Below are 6,514 nucleotides of genomic sequence, written 5' to 3' on the forward strand. Positions count from 1 at the left end.
CCGGCCCGGGCGCTACCCGCGGCCCGGCAGGTGCGCCTGCGAGAGCTTCTCCTTGATCCGCTCCGCCGGGGTGGCGTGGGCGGGGGCCGGTTCGGGGGCGGGACGCGAGTAGATCTCCTCGATCCGGTCCGCGAAGTCCTGGGCGATCCTCGCCCGCTTGATCTTCATGGACGGGGTCAGGTGCCCGGAGGCCTCCGTCCAGTCGACGCCGAGGATCTCGAAGGCCCGGATGCTCTCCGCTCGGGAGACCGCCTTGTTCGCGTGCGAGACGATGTCCTGGACGTGCTCGACGATTTTCGGGTGGCGCGCCGCCTCCGCCACGGGCATCTCGGGGTCCAGACCCATCAGCTCCAGGCGCGCCGGGAGCACGTCCTGGTCGAGGGTGACCAGGGCGGCCACGAACGGCCGGTCGTCCCCGACGACCATGACCTGCGAGACCAGGGCCGAGGCGCGGATGGGGTCCTCCAGCACGTTGGGGACCACGTTCTTGCCGCCGGCGGTGACGATGATCTCCTTCTTCCGCCCGGTGAGGGTGAGGGCGCCGTCCTCGTCGAGCGAGCCGAGGTCGCCCGTGCGGAACCACCCGTCCTCGAAGGCCGCGGCGGTGAGGTCCTCGCGCCCGTGGTAGCTGCGCATGACGTGGGTGCCCCGGACCAGGACCTCCCCGTCATCGCCGATCTTCACCTCGTTGCCCGGCAGCGGCAGGCCCACGGTGCCGATCTTGCCGATCTCCGGGGTGTTGACCGCGATCGGGGCGGTGGTCTCCGTGAGCCCGTAGCCCTCGACGACGTACACGCCGATCCCGTTGAAGAAGTGGCCCAGCCGGGTGCCGAGGGCCGCGCCGCCCGAGACCGCGTGCGTGACTTCCCCGCCCATCGCCTCCCGCAGCTTCGAGTACACGAGCCGGTCGTAGAGGGCGTGGCGTGCGCGCAGGACCGGTGACACCCGCCCGTCCTGCCCGGCCTTCGAGTACGCGACGGCCGTGGCCACGGCGCGCTCGAAGATCAGGGACTTCGCCTTCCCGCTCTTCTCGGCCTTGAGACGGGCGCTCTGGTAGATCTTCTCGAACACGCGCGGGACGGCCAGGATGAACGTGGGCCGGAAGGCCTCGAGGTCTCCCATGAGGTTCTTCACGTCCGGGGTGTGGGCCAGGACGGTCCCGGAGTAGAGGGCGATCACCTCCACGAAGCGGGCGAACACGTGGGCCAGCGGCAGGAACAACAGCGTGCGTGCGCCGGGGTGGATGATGTCCGAGACGACCAGGGCCGTGTTCTCGCACAGCCGCACGAAGTTCCCGTGCGTGAGCTCGCACCCCTTGGGCGGTCCGGTGGTCCCCGAGGTGTAGATGATGGTGGCGACGTCCTCGAGGCCGCGCGACGTGCGGCGGGCCTCGAGCTCCTCGTCGGGGACCTCCGCGCCGGCACGCGCGAGCTCGTCGATCCCGGTGCCCGTGCCGTCCAGGCGCCAGATGTTCTCCGCGGCGCGGAACGGCGTCTCCCGCGAGGCCTCGAGCACGGAGTCCTCGAGGGCCTGTGTCTCGACGAAGACGGCCTTGGCGTCGGAGTCGCCCATGATCCAGGCGATCTGCTGGGCCGAGGACGAGTCGTAGACGGGGACGGGCACCGCGCCGGCGTACCAGATCGCGAAGTCCGCGAGGGTCCACTCGTAGCGGGTCCGGCTGAGGATGCCCACCCGGTCCCCGGGCTCGATCCCCGCGGCCACGAGACCCTTGGCCACGCCCTGCACCGCCGTCAGGAACTCCCGGGCGTGCACCTCGCGGGCGGCCCCCTCCGCCGCCAGGACGGTGTACAGGTGCGGATCCTCGGCCCGGTCCGCCTGCATCAGCAGGAAGTCGGTGATGCGGCTGTGGGCGGGCGGGTCCACGAGGGCGTCGGTCGCGACGTGGCGCATGGGGTTCTCCTCGGATCGGGGTCGGTGTGCCTTCTGGGCCAGTCTAGTGAATTGGCTCACGCAAACGCCGTCAGACGCGGGCGCCGTCGTCCAGGTCGTCACGGTCATCGGGCAGCGACCTCAGCAGGTGGCCGATGGCCCCGACCACGGCGACCAGGCCCGCCACGATGGCCCACCACGGGAGGGAGCCGGGCAGCAGGGAGAGCACCACCAGCAGGACGGGCGCGCCGACCAGCACGGTCCACGACAGCAGCGCCCCGCCGCTGAGTCCCTGCGTGACCGGGCCGGGGTCGGGGGAGTAGGGCACGTCGTCGTCCTCGAGGTCCTCCGGGTGCTCGCCGTCCTCGGCCCCGGCGGGGGGCTCGCCGAAGACCGCGTCCTCGGGGGACCAGTCCCGGGGCCCGGAGAGGTGCCGGTCGCCGGCGCGGCGCACGTCCTCGAGGTCCGACACGATGCGGCTCCACTCGTCCTCGGGGCCGTGCTCGGGGCCGCCCGGCGTCCCGGGGCGGGCGCTCATCGCCGGCCTCCCCGGAGGCCGGGGCGCAAGGGTCTCGCGGTGACCGGGTTGCGCCCGGCCAGGAGGTCGTCCAGGAAGCGCACGGAGCGAGCCGAGACCACGTCCGCCTCGCGGTCGAGGGTGGCCACGTGGAAGCTCTGCGACAGCCGCACCAGCTCCACGTCCCCGCCCACGCGCCGCAGCACGTGGAAGTGCGAGGCGTCGGAGACCACGTGGTCGTGCTGCGAGCGCAGGACCAGGACGGGAGCCGTGACCGCGGGCAGCATCCTCCGGGTCCGGGCCATGAACCGGCCCAGCTCGGCGACGCCCGCGACCGGCGTGCGCGGATAGGCGTGCTCGGTGACCCCGGGGAGGCTGATGTCGTCCCCCACGCCCGGCACGGAGGGCACCGCGCGGTGCAGGGCCGGGGCGAGGCGGGCTGTGCGGCTGACGAGGGACAGGGCGGGGTTCAGGGCCACGACCCCGTCCACGGGAAGGATCGCGGCGAGGTGCAGGGCGAGCGCCCCGCCCATCGACAGCCCGCACACCACCACGACGTCGTGCCGGGCCCGCAGCTCCTGCACCTGCTGCGCGGCGTGGTCGCGCCACTGCTCCCAGCGGACGGCGGCGAGGTCCTCCCAGCGGGTGCCGTGGCCGGGCAGCACGGGCCCCACGACGTCGGCCCCCGCCTCGTGCAGAGCCCGGCCCCAGGGGCGGACGCTGAACGGGACGCCGGTGAAGCCGTGCAGCACGAGCACGCCCGCGGGACCGTCGGCAGGGAACCGGAAGGGGGCGCCCGGAGCCGGCTCGGCGGCGGGCCTCCGGGTCGCGGGGAGGGTGGGCAGGTGCTGGTCCTCGACGGGTGGCGTCATGCGTCCATGATGTCAGGACGGACGCCCGGGGCGGGCGCACCGGCGGCGGCGCCCGCGCGGACGTGAGAGAATACCGGAGGCCGGACCCGGTCCGAGCGGCACGGACCCTCGCGACATCCCGATCAGCACGAAGGAGTCCCCTCCCACATGGTCTACATGTTTCTGAAGCGCTACGTCGTCGGCCCCCTGATCAACGTCGCCTTCCGCCCGGAGGTCCGCGGCCTGGAGCACGTGCCCGGCGAGGGCCCGGCCATCCTGGCGAGCAACCACCTCTCCGTCTCCGACTCGGTGTTCATGCCCGTGGCCGTGCCCCGGCAGGTGTACTTTCTGGCGAAGTCCGACTACTTCAACAGCCCCGGGGTCAAGGGACGGGCGATGGCCGCGTTCTTCCGTGCGATCAACCAGATCCCCATGGACCGCTCCGGCGGCCGGGCCAGCGCGAAGTCCCTGAGCAACGGCGGACGCAAGCTGCTGGAGGGCGAGCTGCTCGGGATCTATCCGGAGGGCACCCGCTCCCCGGACGGCCGCATGTACAAGGGCAAGATCGGGGTGGCCCGGCTCGCGCTCGAGACGGGGGCTCCGGTCGTGCCGATCGCCATGGTCGGCACCGACAAGGTCCAGCCGATCGGGACCAAGCTGCCGCTGCCCCGCCGCAGCGCCCGGGTCGTCACGATCTTCGGTGAGCCCCTCGACTTCTCCCACTACCGGGGCCGGCAGGGCGAGCACGCCCTCCTGCGCGAGGTCACCGACGAGATCATGCACGCGATCCAGGCCCTCTCCGGCCAGGTCTACGTGGACGTCTACGCCTCGGAGCACAAGAAGCGGCTCGCCGAGCAGAAGCGCCAGGAGACCAAGCAGGCCGCCGCGGAGTTCGTCGGCAGCGCCAAGGACAAGGCGCGCAGCGCCGCCCACACCGCCCGCCGGACCGCGGACTCCATCGCCCACCGCGACCGTCCCGAGCCCGCGGGCGACGACGCCCCGCCGTCCACCGCCCCCTGAATCCCCCGCCCGGTCCCGCCCCGGACGAGACATAGGAAGACATGATGCTCGACTTCACCGTTCCCGACAGCCTCCGCAACCTGGCCTCCCCGGTGCCCTCGGCCGCCGACTACCCGGGGCTGGACGACTGGCGCGGGCTGGCAGCCGACCAGCAGCCGACGTGGGGCGACCACCCCGACTTCGCCGCCTCGATCGCCGAGCTCAACGCGGTCCCGCCCCTCGTCTTCGCGGGGGAGGTGGACAAGCTGCGGGACCGTCTGGCCGAGGTCGCCAGCGGCCGGGCGTTCTTCCTGCAGGGCGGGGACTGCGCCGAGACCTTCGAGGGTGCCACCGCCGACCGGATCAGCGCCCGGGTCAAGACGCTGCTGCAGATGGCCGTGGTGCTCACGTACGGCGCGTCCATGCCCGTCGTGAAGATGGGCCGCATGGCCGGGCAGTTCTCGAAGCCCCGCTCGTCCAACGACGAGACCCGCGAGGGCGTGACCCTGCCGACCTTCCGCGGCGAGATGGTCAACGGCTTCGACTTCACCGAGGAGTCCCGGGTCCACGACCCGCGGCGGATGGTGCGCGGCTACCACACCTCCGCGTCCACCCTGAACCTCATCCGCGCCTTCACCACCGGCGGGTTCGCCGACCTGCGCCTCGTGCACGCCTGGAACATGGGCTTCACCACGAACCCGGCCCACGCCCGGTACGAGTCGCTGGCCCGCGAGATCGACCGGGCCGTGAAGTTCATGGACGCGTGCGGCGCCGACTTCGACGCCCTGCGGACCACGGAGTTCTACGCCGGGCACGAGGCGCTCCTGCTGGACTACGAGCGGGCCCTGAGCCGCATCGACTCCCGCACCCACCTCCCGTACGGGACGTCCGGGCACTTCCTGTGGATCGGTGAGCGCACCCGGGAGCTCGACGGCGCCCACGTGGACCTGCTCTCCCGGCTGCGCAACCCGATCGGCGTCAAGCTCGGCCCGAAGACCACCGGCGACGACGCGCTCGCGCTCATCGACAAGCTCGACCCGCAGCGCGAGCCCGGACGGCTCACCTTCATCACCCGCATGGGCGCGAAGAACATCCGGGAGAAGTTGCCGCCGCTCGTCGAGGCCGTGGAGCGCTCCGGCGCCAAGGTCGTGTGGGTCACCGACCCCATGCACGGCAACACCGTGTCCCTGCCGTCCGGCTACAAGACCCGCAACTTCGACGACGTCGTGGACGAGGTCCGCGGCTTCTTCGAGGTGCACGAGGCGATCGGCTCCTTCCCCGGCGGCATCCACGTGGAGATGACCGGCGACGACGTCGCGGAGTGTCTCGGCGGCGCCGATCCCGTCGACGAGTCCTCCTTCCAGGACCGCTACGAGTCGCTGTGCGACCCGCGCCTGAACCACATGCAGTCCCTGGAGATCGCGTTCCTCGTGGCGGGCTACCTCTCCCGCCGCTGAGCGCAGGACCGGGCCGACGGGGCCGGGGTCGGGCCGGCCGTCCGCTACAGGACGGTCAGGACGACCTCGGCCCCGTCCGTCGTCTGGGACACCACGTAGCCGAAGGGGGCGCCGAGGCTCTCCTCGACCCGCGCCGTGAAACCCGCCTCCGTCAGGGCCCGCACCGCCTCGTCCACGGTCCGTCCCAGCACCCCGGGGGCGGCGTCGGCACGGGCCCCGCTGGAGACCGCGAGATCCACCGCCGACCCCGTGACCACGGCCGTGCCCGCGTCGGGGTGCTGGCCCACGACGGTCCCGGGGGCGGTGTCGTCGGAGACCACGGTCCGGGTGCCGGCCGTCAGCCCGGCCTCCTCGAGGCGCGCCCGGGCCTCCTCCTCCGTCATCCCGGCGACGTCGGGCGCGGTCGTGCGCTCGGGACCGGTCGAGACCAGCAGGACGACCTGCTCCGCTGCCCGCACGGTCGACCCGGCCTCCGGGTCGGTGCCGAGCACGGTGCCGGCGGGGGTCGCCGGGTCCGCGGTCTCGTGCACGGTGACGTTGTCCAGACCGGCCCCGGCCAGGTACTGCTCGGCGAGCTCGGGACCCGTTCCCCGCACGTCCGGCACGCTCACGGTCCCACCCGGGCCGGAGCCCAGGAGCCACCCCAGGAAGGCCGCCGCGGCCACCGCGAGCGCGACCAGGGCCAGCGTCCCCGCCGCGTGCAGGGGGCGTGAGGGGCGCAGCTCGACCTCGGGACGCCAGGGGTCGGAGGAGCCGTTCGAGGGCGCCGCCGGCGGCGGCGGGCCGGGCGCCGCGGGGGC

6 protein-coding genes are annotated in these 6,514 nt (G+C 73.1%); 2 read left to right on the forward strand and 4 right to left on the reverse strand.

Annotated features, from left to right (window positions below):
• Window positions 1-12 precede the first annotated feature (12 nt).
• From ACH9D2_RS00590 to ACH9D2_RS00600, 3 genes are all read right to left on the reverse strand, one after another.
• The gene (locus ACH9D2_RS00590; RefSeq protein WP_396360769.1) at window positions 13-1,911 is read right to left on the reverse strand and encodes an AMP-dependent synthetase/ligase; all 1,899 of its coding nucleotides are present in this window, start codon (window positions 1,909-1,911) and stop codon (window positions 13-15) included.
• Window positions 1,912-1,981: 70 nt separating this feature from the next.
• Window positions 1,982-2,428 (reverse strand): hypothetical protein, encoded by a 447-nt coding sequence (locus ACH9D2_RS00595; RefSeq protein ID WP_396360770.1) that lies wholly within the window; start codon window positions 2,426-2,428, stop codon window positions 1,982-1,984.
• Complete coding sequence (locus tag ACH9D2_RS00600; protein ID WP_396360771.1) at window positions 2,425-3,279, reverse strand: alpha/beta fold hydrolase; 855 nt, start codon at window positions 3,277-3,279, stop codon at window positions 2,425-2,427. Before ACH9D2_RS00600 ends, ACH9D2_RS00595 begins: the two co-directional genes overlap by 4 nt.
• A gap of 147 nt (window positions 3,280-3,426) precedes the next feature.
• Here ACH9D2_RS00600 and ACH9D2_RS00605 point away from each other — a divergent pair, with 147 nt between their 5' ends.
• The gene (locus ACH9D2_RS00605; protein ID WP_396360773.1) at window positions 3,427-4,278 is read left to right on the forward strand and encodes a lysophospholipid acyltransferase family protein; all 852 of its coding nucleotides are present in this window, start codon (window positions 3,427-3,429) and stop codon (window positions 4,276-4,278) included.
• Window positions 4,279-4,319: 41 nt separating this feature from the next.
• Entirely contained in the window at window positions 4,320-5,714 is a 1,395-nt protein-coding gene (locus ACH9D2_RS00610; RefSeq protein ID WP_396360774.1) for a class II 3-deoxy-7-phosphoheptulonate synthase, read from the forward strand.
• Window positions 5,715-5,758: 44 nt separating this feature from the next.
• On the opposite strand, the gene ACH9D2_RS00615 is transcribed toward ACH9D2_RS00610, so the two are convergent.
• The coding region (locus ACH9D2_RS00615; RefSeq protein WP_396360775.1) for a PASTA domain-containing protein at window positions 5,759-6,514 on the reverse strand (756 nt) is incomplete at its 5' end.

Source organism: Kocuria rhizosphaericola, from assembly GCF_044462205.1.
Lineage (GTDB): Bacteria > Actinomycetota > Actinomycetes > Actinomycetales > Micrococcaceae > Kocuria > Kocuria rhizosphaericola.

What these genes read in the sequence shown, in the direction of transcription:
- ACH9D2_RS00590 (WP_396360769.1), bottom strand. Translation starts at nt 1,911, where the DNA reads ATGCGCCACGTCGCGACCGACGCCCTCGTGGACCCGCCCGCCCACAGC.
- ACH9D2_RS00595 (WP_396360770.1), bottom strand. Translation starts at nt 2,428, where the DNA reads ATGAGCGCCCGCCCCGGGACGCCGGGCGGCCCCGAGCACGGCCCCGAG.
- ACH9D2_RS00600 (WP_396360771.1), bottom strand. Translation starts at nt 3,279, where the DNA reads ATGACGCCACCCGTCGAGGACCAGCACCTGCCCACCCTCCCCGCGACC.
- ACH9D2_RS00605 (WP_396360773.1), top strand. Translation starts at nt 3,427, where the DNA reads ATGGTCTACATGTTTCTGAAGCGCTACGTCGTCGGCCCCCTGATCAAC.
- ACH9D2_RS00610 (WP_396360774.1), top strand. Translation starts at nt 4,320, where the DNA reads ATGATGCTCGACTTCACCGTTCCCGACAGCCTCCGCAACCTGGCCTCC.